The 12396-nt window shown below is 76.0% G+C and carries 12 protein-coding genes; 4 read left to right on the forward strand and 8 right to left on the reverse strand.

Features of this window, described 5'->3' with window-relative positions; all coding sequences use genetic code 11:
• Positions 1-203: 203 nt before the first annotated feature.
• Both D459_RS0124530 and D459_RS0124535 read right to left on the reverse strand, forming a co-directional pair.
• Positions 204-965 (reverse strand): glycerophosphodiester phosphodiesterase, encoded by a 762-nt coding sequence (locus tag D459_RS0124530; protein ID WP_017595649.1) that lies wholly within the window; start codon positions 963-965, stop codon positions 204-206.
• Between the two features lie 328 nt (positions 966-1293).
• On the reverse strand, positions 1294-2046 hold the full coding sequence (locus tag D459_RS0124535) for an amidohydrolase family protein (protein WP_017595650.1): 753 nt from the start codon (positions 2044-2046) through the stop codon (positions 1294-1296).
• A 305-nt stretch (positions 2047-2351) separates the two neighbouring features.
• Between D459_RS0124535 and fabG the strand changes: the two genes are divergently transcribed.
• The 4 genes from fabG (at position 2352) to D459_RS0124555 (ending at position 6391) form a co-directional block, all read left to right on the forward strand.
• Positions 2352-3113, forward strand: a complete 762-nt coding sequence (gene fabG / locus D459_RS0124540) for a 3-oxoacyl-ACP reductase FabG (RefSeq protein WP_017595651.1) — start codon at positions 2352-2354, stop codon at positions 3111-3113.
• A 44-nt stretch (positions 3114-3157) separates the two neighbouring features.
• On the forward strand, positions 3158-4363 hold the full coding sequence (locus D459_RS0124545) for an acyl-CoA dehydrogenase family protein (protein ID WP_017595652.1): 1206 nt from the start codon (positions 3158-3160) through the stop codon (positions 4361-4363).
• Positions 4360-5466, forward strand: a complete 1107-nt coding sequence (locus tag D459_RS0124550; RefSeq protein ID WP_017595653.1) for an acyl-CoA dehydrogenase family protein — start codon at positions 4360-4362, stop codon at positions 5464-5466. The genes D459_RS0124545 and D459_RS0124550 overlap by 4 nt, the downstream gene beginning before the upstream one ends.
• 103 nt (positions 5467-5569) lie before the next feature.
• On the forward strand, positions 5570-6391 hold the full coding sequence (locus tag D459_RS0124555; RefSeq protein ID WP_017595654.1) for an SAM-dependent methyltransferase: 822 nt from the start codon (positions 5570-5572) through the stop codon (positions 6389-6391).
• Positions 6392-6448: 57 nt separating this feature from the next.
• Here D459_RS0124555 and D459_RS0124560 read toward each other — a convergent pair whose 3' ends face one another.
• The 6 genes from D459_RS0124560 to D459_RS0124585 form a co-directional block, all read right to left on the reverse strand.
• Positions 6449-7471 (reverse strand): threonine aldolase family protein, encoded by a 1023-nt coding sequence (locus D459_RS0124560; RefSeq protein WP_017595655.1) that lies wholly within the window; start codon positions 7469-7471, stop codon positions 6449-6451.
• A 221-nt stretch (positions 7472-7692) separates the two neighbouring features.
• Positions 7693-8292 (reverse strand): CbiQ family ECF transporter T component, encoded by a 600-nt coding sequence (locus tag D459_RS0124565; protein ID WP_017595656.1) that lies wholly within the window; start codon positions 8290-8292, stop codon positions 7693-7695.
• Positions 8289-9008: an energy-coupling factor ABC transporter ATP-binding protein gene (locus D459_RS0124570; protein WP_017595657.1), complete on the reverse strand. Its 720-nt coding sequence runs from the start codon at positions 9006-9008 to the stop codon at positions 8289-8291. The genes D459_RS0124565 and D459_RS0124570 overlap by 4 nt, the downstream gene beginning before the upstream one ends.
• An 88-nt stretch (positions 9009-9096) precedes the next feature.
• Positions 9097-9768 (reverse strand): biotin transporter BioY, encoded by a 672-nt coding sequence (locus D459_RS32675; protein WP_017595658.1) that lies wholly within the window; start codon positions 9766-9768, stop codon positions 9097-9099.
• A gap of 338 nt (positions 9769-10106) precedes the next feature.
• Positions 10107-11159, reverse strand: a complete 1053-nt coding sequence (locus tag D459_RS0124580) for a lactonase family protein (protein ID WP_017595659.1) — start codon at positions 11157-11159, stop codon at positions 10107-10109.
• A 72-nt stretch (positions 11160-11231) separates the two neighbouring features.
• On the reverse strand, positions 11232-12263 hold the full coding sequence (locus tag D459_RS0124585) for an Lrp/AsnC family transcriptional regulator (protein WP_026120731.1): 1032 nt from the start codon (positions 12261-12263) through the stop codon (positions 11232-11234).
• Positions 12264-12396 lie beyond the last annotated feature (133 nt).

Raw genomic sequence — 12396 nt, forward strand, 5'->3', positions numbered from 1 at the left:
ATGCACGCATCCTAGGACAGAAGCCCGCGCCATTCAGGAGATTGGCGTAGTTGCTCACATGCATTCCCGCTCGATGCAGAGAAGCGCCGCCTGAAACCGGTTCCCACCGGGGAGAACGCCCCGGTGGTCGCGGTGTCGCGGCCGCCCCGCCGAAGGGCTCCGGCCGGACCGCGGCGCCGAGAGCACCGCCCGGGCCGGGCCGCTCAGGCGGCGAGGGCGCGGTACACCGCCACCCGGTCCGGGTAGTCGGTGATGATGCCGTCGACGCCGTCCCGGACCAGCCGCCTGATCGCGCTGGGGTGGTTGGCGGTCCAGCCGAACATCCGCATCCCCTGGTCGTGCACGCGGCGCACGTAGGCGGCGGTGACCCTGAGGTGGTGCGGGTGGAGCTGCTGCACGTAGCGCGCGACGCGGCGCAGCCCGTACCGGCTGTAGGGGCGCCCCAGCGCGGCGGTGCGCAGGCCGGGGACCTCCTCGGCGAGCACCCGCAGCACCGACCAGTCGAAGCTCTGCAGGATGAGCCGGCCGCTCCGGCCCGCGCCGAGCCAGTACCGGTCGTCCCGGACCGCGGCGGCCAGGCGGGCGCCGGCCTCCGGGTCGCGCCGCTCCGCCTTCAGCTCCACCAGGGCGCCGATGCCGGTGGCGCGCAGCACGGCGAGCGCCTCGCCCAGGGTGGGCACCCGCTCCCCGGCGTAGTCGGGGCCGAACCAGGAGCCGGCGTCGAGCCGGCGGATCTCCTCCAGGGTGAAGTCGCGGACCCGCCAGGGGCGCCGGGCGGGGAACCGCCGGACCGCGTCGGTGGTGCGGACCAGGGTCGGGTCGTGCATGACGACGAGTTCACCGTCGGAGGTGGAGCGCACGTCGATCTCGGCCATGTCCGCACCCCGGCCCCGGGCGAGCGCCAGGGCGGCGAGGGTGTTCTCCGGCGCGTGGCCCGAGGCCCCCCGGTGCGCGACGACGATCACCGGTCCCACCCCTTCGCGGTTCCGGGCCGGCCGCTCCGACCGGCCCCGAAAAAACTCGTAGCGTAACGATACACCGCATTTGGCCGGATTTTCGCTACTTTCCGTATTGGCCAGCGCTCCCCACCCTCCGGGTGGTGCCAGCCCTACACCGCCGGTGGCGCCCCCACCCCCGGCGCCGGGCGGCGCGGGAAGGGCGCCATCATATCGCTGCGCACGGTGATCGAAACAGTGCGGAGGGTCCCGGATCCGGCGGGCGGCCGACGCCGGAGCGGGGGCCGCCGGGCGGCCGCGGCGGCCCGGCGTCACGCTGAGCCACCGCGCCGGGCGGTCAGGAGCGCGGGGCGGGCACCCCGTAGAAGTCGAGCGCGTTCCGGGAGAGCGCCCGCTCGGCCCGCTCGGGGCCGAGGGCATCGGTCAGCAGCTCGATGTCGGAGGGGTCGAAGGGGCGCGGCGCCCGGGTCGAGGGCAGGTCGGTGCCGAACATGAGCGCCCCGGGGTTGACCTCCGCGATGGCGCGCAGCGCGCGGGCCGGGTCGACGTCGCCGCGGCCGAAGCCGGTCGCCTTGACCCGTGCCCCGGAGCCGACCAGGTCGAGCAGGGCGGGCAGCCCCTCCGCGGACAGGCCGAGGTGGTCGACCGAGATCCGGGGCAGCGGGGCGATCACCGGCGCCAGCTCGGGCAGCCGCCGGGAGTCGAGGTAGAACTCGGCCGGCCAGCCGAGCAGGTCGGCGGCGCGCAGGCCGAGCTGGACCTGGGCGTCGATGTCCTCGGCCATGCCCCGGAACAGGTTGAACCGGAGCGCCCGCACCCCCGCCGCGTGCAGGTCGCGCAGGGCGGAGTCGGAGGTGTCCGCGGGGAGCTGGGCCACCCCCACGAACGACGGGCCCAGGTCGCGCAGGGCGGCGAGCAGGTGCGCCTGCCCGTGGCCCTGGAAGGAGGCGGCGACCACGGCCCCTCCGGTGACGCCCAGCCCTGCGGTGCGGGCCCGGTAGTCCTCGACCGTGAACGGCTCGGGCCGGAAGTCCTGGCCGCCGTCCAGGGGGAAGCGGGGGTCGATGATGTGCAGGTGGGCGTCGAACAACGCCTTGGCCTTTCGCGAGCGCGGATGCGGGGCGGCCCCCGGGAGGGCCGGCCCGCGGGCTCGGCGCACCTCCGGCCGTCGGGACCGCCGCCTCCACCGTAGCGCCCGAGGGGGCGATGCACCGAACCCGGCGGCCTCCGCCCCGCCCGGCCGGCGCCGCCCTCCCCCGCCCGGGACGGGGTTCCCGGTTTTCCCGCCCCCGACATACCACCTGGTCGGTCACGGCGGTTAGGATCGCCCCGATGTGTCCTGGACCACTCGTCCGCCGCACGTCGCTCAGGAGCACCCACAGCAGGAGGTAACCCATGGCTGAGACCCCGCGCCGCGTCGCGATCGTGACCGGCGGCGCCCGCGGCATCGGCGCCGCCACCGCCCGCCGGCTCGCCGCCGAGGGCCGCGCGGTCGGCGTCGTCGACCTCGCCGAGGCCGACGCGCAGAAGACCGCGGACGCCATCACCGCCGAGGGCGGCGAGGCCGTCGGCATCGGCGCCGACGTCTCCGACGCCGACCAGGTCGCCGCGGCCGTCGCCGCCGTCGCCGAGCGGCTCGGCCCGCCGGTGATCCTGGTCAACAACGCCGGCGTGATCCGGGACAACCTCCTGTTCAAGATGACCGAGGAGGACTGGGACACGGTGATGAACGTGCACCTGCGCGGCTCCTTCCTGATGAGCCGGGCGGCCCAGGGGCACATGACCAAGGAGGGCTTCGGCCGCATCGTCAACCTGTCCAGCAGCTCCGCGCAGGGCAACCGCGGGCAGGCCAACTACTCCGCGGCCAAGGCCGGCCTGCAGGGCTTCACCAAGACCCTCGCCATCGAGCTGGGCAAGTTCGGGGTGACCGCCAACGCGGTGGCGCCCGGCTTCATCGAGACCGAGATGACCAAGTCCACCGCCGAGCGGGTCGGCATGGAGTTCGAGGCGTTCAAGAAGGCCGCCGCCGACTCCATCCCGGTGCGCCGCACCGGCCGCCCCGAGGACATCGCCAACACCATCGCCTTCCTCACCGGCGAGGACGCCGGCTTCGTCTCCGGCCAGGTCATCTACGTGGCCGGCGGCCCGCTGGACTAGCCCGTCCCCCGCCCACCCCGAATCCGCGGTCTCACGGAGGTTCCATGACAACGGTCACCGACGGGGCGGCGCTGGACGCCGCCGAACTGCGGCGGCGGGTCGCCGGCTTCGTCGCCGAGCACGACCCGGCCGCCACGCCGCAGCAGGAGTTCCTGGCCGCGCGCTTCGACGCCGGCCTGGCCTGGGTGCACTTCCCGGAGGGGGCGGGCGGGCTGGGCGCCCCGCGCTCCCTGCAGCCGGTGGTGGACGAGGAGTTCGAGCGGCTCGGCGCCGCCCCGACGGGGCGCGAGGGCCTCGTCATCGGGCTGGGCATGGCCGCGCCGACCATCCTCGCCTTCGGCACCCCCGAGCAGCGCGAGCGGTTCCTCAAACCGCTCTACACCGGGGAGGAGGTCTGGTGCCAGCTGTTCAGCGAGCCGGGCGCCGGCTCCGACCTGGCCGCCCTGGGAACCCGCGCGGTGCCCGACGGCGACTCCTGGGTGGTCAACGGGCAGAAGGTGTGGACCTCGCTGGCGCACGAGGCGCGCTGGGGCATCCTGGTCACCCGGACCGACCCGGACGTGCCCAAGCACAAGGGCATGACCTACTTCATCTGCGACATGCACGCCGAGGGCGTCGAGGTGCGCCCGCTCCGCCAGATCACCGGCGAGGCCGAGTTCAACGAGGTCTACCTGACCGACGTGCGCATCCCCGACGCGCACCGGCTGGGCGCCGCCGGCGAGGGGTGGAAGGTCGCGCAGACCACGCTGATGAACGAGCGGGTGGCGATCGGCGGGCACGCCGACCCGCGCGAGGGCGGGCTGATCGGCGTGGTCGCCGACATCTGGCGGGACCGGCCCGAGCTGCGCACCCCCGGTTCGCACGACGCGCTGCTGCGGCTCTGGGTGGAGGCCGAGGCGGCCCGGCTCACCAAGGAGCGGCTCCGCCAGCAGCTGGCGATCGGCCAGCCCGGCCCGGAGGGGTCCGCCGCCAAGTACGCCTTCTCCCGGCTCAACCAGGAGATCTCCGGTCTGGAGGTGGAGCTCCTGGGCCAGGAGGGGCTGACCTACGACGACTGGACCTTCCGCCGCCCCGAAGGGGTGAACTTCACCAAGCGCGGCGCGGGCTTCCACTACCTGCGCAGCAAGGGCAACTCCATCGAGGGCGGGACCACGGAGATCCTGCGCAACATCATCGCCGAGCGCATCCTCGGGCTGCCGGGCGAGATCCGGGTGGACAAGGACGTCGCGTGGAAGGACCTGCCGAAGTGAGCGAAGCGGACCTGCTCTACACCGAGATCGAAGAGGAGCTGCGGGCCAGCGTGCGGGCGCTGCTCGCGGACCGGTGCCCGGCGGAGTCGGTGCTCGCCCGGGTGGAGACCGACGAGGTGGCCGACCTGGAGCTGGCCAAGGAGCTCGCCGGGCTGGGCGCGACCGGCCTGCCGGTCCCCGAGGAGCTCGGCGGCGCCGGGGCGTCCTGGCGGGAGGCCTCGGTCGTCGCCGAGGAGCTGGGCCGGGCCGCCGCCCCGGTGCCGTTCCTGGGCGGGGCGGTGCTGTCCGCCGCGGCGCTGCTGGAGGCCGGCGGAGCGGGCGGGGAGGTGCTCTCCGGGATCGCCGACGGGACGTCCATCGCGGCGCTGGCGGTCCCGCTGGGCACCCCGCCCGGCGCCGGGTACCCGTCGGCGGTGCGGGCCGAGGGCGGCCTGCTCACCGGCGCGGTCCCCGGGGTGGTCGACGCGCTCGCCGCCGACGTGCTGCTGGTGCCGGCCGCCGGCCCGGACGGCCCCGCCCTGTACCGGGTGGAGGCCGCCGACGCCGCGCGGACGGCCGTGGTCAGCCTGGACCTCACCCGGCCGCTGGCCGACCTCGCGCTGGACGGCGCGCCGGGGACCCTGCTCGCCTCCGGTGCCGACGCGGAGCGCGCGCTGCGCACCGCGCTGTCCACCGGCGCCGCCCTGCTCGCCGCCGAGCAGCTCGGCGTCGCCGAGTGGGCGCTGTCCACCACCGTCGACTACCTCAAGACCCGCACCCAGTTCGGCCGGCCGGTGGGCTCCTTCCAGGCGCTCAAGCACCGCCTGGCCGACCTGTGGGTCTCCGTCTCCCAGGCGCGCGCCGTGGTCCGGGCCGCCGCCTCCACCGCCGGCACCGGGGGCGCCGAGGCCGAGCTGAACGCCTCCCTGGCCCAGGCCTTCGTGTCCGGTGTCGCGGTGAAGGCCGCCGAGGAGGCCGTCCAGCTGCACGGCGGCATCGGCTTCACCTGGGAGCACCCGGCCCACCTCTACCTGAAGCGGGCCAAGAGCGACGCCATCGCCCTGGGCACCGCCGACCGGCACCGCCTGGCCCTGGCCGCCCTGGTGGACCTGGCCCCGGCCTGACCGCTCCGGCCGCGGCCGGTACCGGACCGGCCGCGGCCGCGCCGTCGGCCCGGGGCGGGGCAATAGGCTGGCACGGACCCGGACGTCCGACGCAGGAGAACCCATGACCGACGAACCGGCGCGCCCCGGCGCCCCCGCCCCGGCCGGGATCGACACCTCCGTCTCCCATGTCGCCCGGATCTGGAACTACTGGCTCGGCGGCCGGGACAACTACCCGGTCGACCGGCAGGTCGGCGACGAGATCCTGCGGATCCTGCCCGAGGTCGCCGACCTGGCCCGCGCCTCGCGGGCGTTCCTGATCCGCGCCGTCACCCACCTGGCCCGGGAGGCGGGGGCCCGGCAGTTCCTGGACATCGGCACCGGGCTGCCCACCGCGAACAACACCCACGAGATCGCCCAGGCCGCGGCCCCCGAGTCGCGGATCGTCTACGTCGACAACGACCCGCTGGTGCTGGTGCACGCCAACGCGCTGCTCACCGGCACCGCCGAGGGCGCCACCGCCTACATCGACGCGGACCTGCGCGACCCCGCGGCGATCCTGGAGAAGGCCGCGGAGACCCTGGACATGTCCCGGCCGGTGGTGCTGCTGCTGATGGGCATCGTCGAGTTCATCACCGACGACGCCGAGGCGCAGGCGGTCGTCGAGCACCTCACCGGCGCGCTGCCCTCCGGGAGCCACGTGGTGTTCTACGACGGCACCGCGGTGGTCCACCCCGAGCGCTCCGCCGAGGTCGCCGCCGCCTGGAACGCCACCGGCAACGCCCCGCTGGTGCTGCGCTCCCCCGAGCGGATGGCCGGGTTCTTCACCGGCCTGGAGCTCCTGGAGCCCGGCCTGGTCCCGCTGAACCGCTGGCGGCCCGGCCCGGTCGAGGTCGGAGCCGACCGCGACGTGGACGCCTACTGCGCCGTCGCCCGCGTCCCCTAGGCCTCCGGCGGGGAAAGGTCCTCCGCGGCGTCGCGGCCACCGCCCGGGGGGCGGGCCTCAGCCGTGCAGGGCTGCGGAGGCCTTGGCGATGCGGCCGACCGCGTCGTCGATCGCGGATTCGGGGACGTCCAGGTGGACCACCAGGCGGACGGTGTCCGGGCCGATCGGGACGCTGCCCACGCCGGCCGCGGCGAACGCCTCGGCGTACCGGCCGGCCTGCCCCTCGGGGGTGGTGAGCAGCGCCATGTTGGTGTGCGCCTCCGCGCTCAGCCCGGGCAGGGCGCCGATGCCGGCGGCGAGCCGGGCGGCGCGGGCGTGGTCCTCGGCCAGCCGGTCCAGGTGGTGGTCGAGCGCGTACAGGGCGCCGGCCGCGACGATGCCGGCCTGGCGCATGCCGCCGCCGAGGAGCTTGCGCGCCCGGCGGGCCCGGCGGATCGTCTCCGCGTCGGCGGCCAGGGCCGCGCCGACCGGCGCGCCGAGCCCCTTGGAGAAGCAGACGGTCACCGTGTCGGCGCCCTCGGCCGCCGCGGCGAGCGGGACGCCCAGGGCGGCGGCGGCGTTCCACAGCCGGGAGCCGTCCAGGTGCACCCGGAGCCCGTGCTCGCGGGCGAACCGGACGGTGCGGCGCTGCCCCTCCAGCGGCATGACCCGGCCGGTGAACGTGTTCTCCAGGGTGATCAGCGCGGGGCGGGCCCGGTGCACGTCGTCGGTGCCGGCGATCCAGGCGTCCAGCACGTCCTGCGGCGGGACGCTCTCCGGCCCGCCGAAGGTGCGCGGCAGCACCCGGGCCAGCACCGAGGTCCCGCCCTGCTCGTTGGCGACCACGTGGGACAGCTCGTGCGTCCAGACCTCGTCGCCGCTGCGCGCCGAGAGGTACACCGCGATCTGGTTGGCCATGTGCGCCGACGGGGTGTAGAGCGCGGCCTCCGCGCCCAGCAGCCCGGCCGTGCGCTCCTCCAGCGCGCGGACGGTGGGGTCCTCGCCGAAGACGTCGTCGCCGACCTCGGCCTCGGCCATGGCGCGCCGCATCCCCGGGGTGGGCCGCGTCATGGTGTCCGAGCGAAGATCGATGTCGGGCATGGAGTGCTCCCGTCGTTCCGCGGCCCGGCGCCCGCGCCCGGGCGCCCCTCCTGAAGATGCGCCCCCACCCTATTGGCGGCGGGGGCCGGGCCCGCGAGGCGGGGCGGCCGGAACGGGCGCCGCGAACCGCCGCCCGCCCGCTCCCCCGATGATCTTGACGTTGCGGGGGTATCAGAGCGCTCTGATACCCCCGCAACGTCAAGATCATCGCCCTGGGGCGACTAGTCGATGCCGCGTGCGGTCATCGCCTCGCCCATCGCCTCGGCGGAGCGGATCATCCCGACGATGACCGGGACCACCAGCAGGTGCGGGCGCCCGCGCAGGCCGCGGGCGATGTAGGCCTCCTTGGAGGCGCGCCAGGAGTCGGCGACCAGCGGCACGGACCGCACGGTCAGCGCGAGCACCAGGGCGATCCGGCGGGGGTCGGCGCCCAGCCGGCCCAGCGGCCGGGCCAGCCGCTCGAACAGCGCGAGCATCTCGGCGACCCGGGTGGTGAAGGTGACCAGGCCGGCCAGCAGGACCGCGGAGGTCATCAGCAGGCAGACCCGGAGCGCCGCCCGGCCGTCCCCGGCCAGCAGCTGGAACAGCCCGATCAGGGCGAGGAAGGGGATCAGCGGGCGGAGCAGGCCCAGGGCGCGGCGCAGCCCCAGCCCGGTGAGCGGGTACAGGGCCAGGGCGGCCAGGGACGCGGCCAGTCCGGCCCAGGGGTCGCGGACCGCGACCACCGCGGTGACCAGCACGAGCAGGGCGAGCAGTTTCAGGCCGGCCGGCGCCCGGTGCAGCACCGATCCGCCGGGCGCGTACAGGCCCAGGACGTTCACCGCCCGGCCTCCCCGCCGGCCGCCGGCTCCCCGGCCTCTGCGGCGCGCCGCTCCATCAGGGCGATGTAGTGCGCGGCGGCGGGCTCCGGCGCGCCGTCGAAGACGATCCGGCCGCCGTCCATCACCAGCACCCGGTCGAAGCCGGCGAGCGTGTCCAGCTGGTGGGTGAGGAGCACGACCTGCTGCGGCAGGGCGCGCAGGGTGCGCTCGACGACCTTGGTGTTGTGCAGGTCGAGCAGGGTGGTGGGCTCGTCGCAGACCAGGATCTCCGGCTCGGTGACCAGGACCGAGGCCAGGGCGAGCATCTGCTTCTGCCCGCCGGACAGCAGGTGCGCGGGGTGGTCGCGGTGGTCGGCGAGGCCGTGCCGGCGGAGGATCTCCTCGACCCGCCGCTCGGCGTCGCCGCCCCGGGCGCCGCGGATTCCGAGGGCGACGTCCTCGGCCACGGTGGGCATCAGGATCTGCGTGGCGGCGTCGGAGAAGACGAAGCCGACGCGGCGCCGGATCTCCTTGGCGTGCCGGCGGGTGTCCAGGCCGTCGAGGAGCACGCTGCCCGAGTCGGGCACGACCAGGCCGTTGAGGGTGCGCGCGAGGGTGGACTTGCCGGAGCCGTTCGCGCCGATCAGGCCGATGCGGTGCTCGGCGAGGTCGAGCGTGACGTCGCGGAGGACGGTGCGCCCGTCGTAGGCGTGCGTGACGTTGCGCAGCTGGAGCATGGGGTCGGGGACTCCTGGGGTCGGGGCCGTCCGGGCGGCCGGTCCTGCGCCGCCCGGGCGGCGGTGCCGGGTGCGGTCCGGGGCCGCGTCAGTCGGTCCCGTTCCGGGTCCCGGCGCCGTTCTCCTCGTTCCGCCCGGTGCGCCCGGCGTCCTCGCCCGCGGCGGGCGCCGCCTCGACCCGGCGGCCGGCCGGCGGCACCGGGTAGGCGCGGTGCACGGCCGCGGCGATCGCGGCGGCCAGCGCCGCCTTCACCAGGTCGCCGGGGAGGAAGACGCCGACCCCGAGCATGGTGGCGACCAGGGCGTCGCCGGTGTAGACCGCGGTCCAGGGCACCCCGAACAGGTAGACCACGCCGATGCCGCCGATGACGTTGAAGCAGAACCCGCCCCAGAACCGGTACTTGGCCATGAACAGGGTGGAGAGCAGGCCGATGACCAGCGCGCCGGCGACCCAGCCGAGCATGTAGCCGCCGGTGGGGCCGACGAACGGCTCGACGCCGCCGCGCCCGCCGGGCAGCAGCGGCAGGCCGGCCAGGACCAGCGCGAGGAAGGTGAGCACCGACAGGGTTCCGCGCTTGGCGCCGAGGATCGCGGGGGCGAGCATGACGCCGAGCGTCTGCAGCGTGATCGGGACCGGGCCGACGGGGATGGCCAGCGGCATGCTGAGCACGGCCAGCAGCGCGGCGAACACCGCGACCAGGGCGAGGTCCCGAGCGGTCAGGCCGCGGTGGCGGGCGGGGGCGGGAGAGGTGTCGGGCATGGCTCTTCCTGTCGTCGTGGTCGTGCAGGTCAGAGAGGAGATGCCCACCCATTGTCCGCTATGCCCCGTTCCCCGGTCGGCTGTGGGGTGGCACAGCTTTTCGGCCCCGTTCTTTGTCCGCCGCGGCCTCCGGCGACACGCCCCGGCCGCCTCCCGCCGGAGGCCGGAACCGCTGCTGGGAGGAGCCCGCCCGGCCGGCGGCCGCCGAGACCACCGGGACGGCCGAACGGGCGTCCGCGCGGCGGCCCCTCCGCCGCGCCCCGGGCCGCCCCGTCCGCGGGGCATCGCCTGCGGGGCGTCCCTCTCGCGGAGAAGGGGAGGAGGGCGCGGCGGCGGCCTCAGTCGGCGGCGGGGAGTACGCAGGCGGGGTCGGGGACCTCCAGTTCGGAGACGGGTGCCCCGGGGACTCCGGTCACCGGGTCCAGGGGGAGGGAGGTGAGCGTGCCGGAGTTCTGGTTGGCCGCGATCAGGTGGCCGTCGGCCAGGGCGAAGTGGCGGGGCCAGGCGCCGCCGGTCGGGGCGTCGGCGAGGTGGTGCAGGGACGCGCCGCCGTCCCGCACCGCGAAGGCGGCGACGGCGTCCGGGCCGCGGAGCGAGACGTAGAGCCGGTCGCCCACCGGGGAGAGCGCGATCTCGCCCGGGTAGGCGGTGCCTGCCGCGCCGGAGGCCGGAACGGAGGCCACCGGCCGGGCCCGGGCGGTCCGCGGGTCCCAGCGCAGCACGTGCACCCGGGCGTCCAGCTCGCCCGCGACGTAGATGTGGCCGGAGGGGTGCACGGCCATGTGCCGGGGGCCGGTGCCCGCCGGCAGCCGGGCGGCGGTTCCGGCCGGGCCCACCGGGTCGGCGCGGTCCGGGTCGAAGGGGTGGCAGCGCAGCTCGTCGGTGCCGAGGTCGGCGATGAGCAGGTGGCGGCCGCCGGGGGCGAGCGCGGTGCTGTGCGCGTGCGGGCCGGCCTGGCGGTCGGCGACCGGGCCGGACCCGGTGTGGGCGATCCGGGCGACCGCCTCCCCCGGGGCGGGGCCGTCCAGCGCGTGCACGCTGACCGAGCCGTCGGCGTAGTTGGCGGCGACTGCGTGCCGGCCCGCCGGGTGCACCAGCACGTGGCAGGGCGAGCCGCCGCCGGTCCCGGCCTGCCACAGCGGCCCGGCCGGGCCGCCCGCGCCGAGGGCGAAGCAGGCGATCCCGCCGTCGGCCCGCTCGGCGACCGCGAGCAGCCGGTTCCCGTCGGGGTGGAGCGCCAGGAAGGACGGGCCGACCGCGCCGATCGCGGCCCCTCCCCCGGTGAGCTCCCCGGTCCGGGTGTCCAGCCGCGCGGTGTACACGCCCGCGCCTCCGCCCTCCGGCTCGGACCCGGGGGTGTAGGTGCCGATCCACAGCGGCCGTTCGCTCATCGCAGACTCCTCACCTGGGGGCTCCCGACCGCTGCCGGGAGGCGGAAGCGGCGGCGGCCATCGGGGTCCCTTCTACACCGACGGCCGGGTCTCCGGGAAGGGCGGGCGGGCCTCTCCCAGCCGTCCGTCGCGGCGGTCGATCCAGTACCGGCGCAGGACGTCCAGCAGCACCGAGGATCGCACGTCGGCCGCGCCGGGCATGCGGGCGAGGTCCTCGGTGAGGAATCGCCCCAGGTCGTTCTCGTCGCGGAAGACCCCGTGGTGGATGACCGAGGCGGCGCCCGCCACCACCGACACGTAGCGCGCCGAGGGGTGCGCGGCCAGCCGCTCCGCGGTCCCGGCGATGGCCCCGGGGGCGAGGGTGAGCGAGAGGACCGCTTCCAGGTGCATGCCGAGGACCACCGGCTCCACTTCCACCCGGGGCCGGACGACCCCGCGCTCCAGCAGCGTCTGCACCAGCCGGTAGGCGGTGGACTGGCTGGTGCCGAGCTCGCGGGCGACGTCCCCGGAGCCCGCCCGGGCGTCGGCGTAGAGCAGCCGGGCCGCCGCGGTCTCCTCCGCGGACAGCGGGGCGGCGCCCTCCTCGACGTCCCCGGCCCCGCCCTCGGGCACGTGCAGCCGGTAGGGCTCCAGCGGGGCGAGCCGCTCGGCCGGCAGCCGGTCCAGCCGCCAGGCGTCCGCCCGGGTGACCGGCCGGAGCACCAGGTCGGACTGGGTGGAGCGGACGCCCTCCACCGAGGGGACGGTGCGGGTCAGCAGCTCGGCGACGTCGGCGCGGCCCGCGGGGTGGACCACGCAGTACACGTCGGCGCGGCCGGTGGCCACCGCGACGAGCTGGGTCTCCGGCCGGGCGGCGAGGCGGCGCGCCACGTCCGGGGCGGCCCCGGGGACGGTGTGCAGCCAGATGTGGCTGGGGGTGGTGGCCCCGGACATCAGCGTCCAGTCGAGCTGCCCGATGACGCGGAGCAGGCCGTCGGCCTGGAGCCGGTTCAGCCGCCTGCCGACGGTGCTGGGCGAGGAGCCGAGCACCTCGGCGAGCGCGCTGCTGGGAGCCCGCGGCGCGTACTGCAGGGCCGCGACCAGGTCCAGATCGCGCTCGTCCAGTTGCTCTTCTCGCACAGTCGGATCATAGCCACTATCGAGCTCGGCGAATCTGACTCGATCATGCATTTTCGCGTTGATTCTTGACAAGAACCTCCACCTGGCAGGACTCTGAGCGGAAGCGCCCGGCCCCCGT

It is taken from the genome of Nocardiopsis potens DSM 45234 (assembly GCF_000341105.1).
Taxonomy (GTDB): domain Bacteria; phylum Actinomycetota; class Actinomycetes; order Streptosporangiales; family Streptosporangiaceae; genus Nocardiopsis_A; species Nocardiopsis_A potens.